Raw genomic sequence first — 1,232 nt, forward strand, 5'->3', positions numbered from 1 at the left:
AGTAGGTGGGCATAAATAAACGTTAAAACTTAAAAGACGAAAATCAAGCTGGAAGCCTCTATTCACAGGGGTTTCATTATTTTAAATTTCAAGCGCTATTTTACGGATAATTAAGCCCACCTACTTAGAGACCATTTATAAAGTAAAAATAAAGAAGGTGAGCGTACGCCAAATATAGACTTAAGGTTTATGGGAAGAAAACAAGCCAGCCAGCCAAGTGTGTTCAAATTCAAGAAAAGCCTATAAGAGCGACCATTTCAGATGCACAGTGGAAAATAATCGAGCCTCTGATTCCAGCAGCCAAAACCGGAGGTCGTCCACGTACAGTAAATATGCGGGAAGTAGTTAACGGTCTAAGTACAGGACAAAAACTGCAGAGATTGAAGAAAATCTCTTTGATTGAGGAAAGAAGGATTAAGTACAATATGACGAAGATGGTCTTGACCATATCGGAAAATACTCTTGGCTCGGCGACCATGTTTTTTAATCGAAATGGGCTGGAGCTGATGAAGGAATAACCCTGTTCGCATCGACCAGCATAATGCCAAAGTCAAAAGCGCAAAGAGCTTTCCCAAGCGCTCTGCCTCGGTGAAGTGAGTCGATTCAAGGGCATTAGCCCCGAGTCTTGAAAATGCCTGCATAGGGTTTCAATACCCCAGCGCAAAGCGTAATCGGCCACCAGCCCCTCGCTGTTGGCAGGAGCAATGACCACCAAAAGCTTGCCATTATCTTCGCGCAATCCCTCAACGGCAATCACATTGACCCCAAACGCGACTAGTTCCCTTGAGGGTTTGGGATTGACCCACCTTCAAGTGGGCAAAGACTACTTGGGCTGCCAGAGAACGGCCATTGTGCTCAATCTTGTCTGTGGCTCGAATCCTCAATCGAAATGGCATTGATGGCACGAGCCGTAGATAGCGCACCCAGGCAAAACCCAATGAACTCTCGGTCGGCGCACAAGCAGCTTGCCCTGAGCATCCGGAAAAATTTTGTAAAACTGTTCGATCAACCGCATCCGCTCATCGCTGTTGGAGTTTCCTTTTTTCTTGAGTATCCACCACAGTACTCGAAAGGCTACCCCTTCATGGACAATGCCCAAAGTCAGGATGTTGTAGCACTGAGAGCCAAACTCCCAGGTAGTACGATCTACACTCAATACCCACTCCACACGGAATTTGCATCCAACTCACCACAAGTAAGCGCGATCACGGTGTAATCAATGTCAAATTTTC

At 45.9% G+C, this 1,232-nt stretch carries 2 pseudogenes; one reads left to right on the forward strand and one right to left on the reverse strand.

From position 1 onward, the window contains the following. Positions 1-227: 227 nt before the first annotated feature. Positions 228-353 (forward strand): annotated as a pseudogene (locus F6K49_RS50505) (transposase); the annotation flags it as partial. Here the strand turns inward: F6K49_RS50505 and F6K49_RS50510 are convergent. After that, positions 354-1,232, reverse strand: a pseudogene (locus F6K49_RS50510) (IS4 family transposase); the annotation flags it as partial.

It is taken from the genome of Moorena sp. SIO3I6, assembly GCF_010672095.1.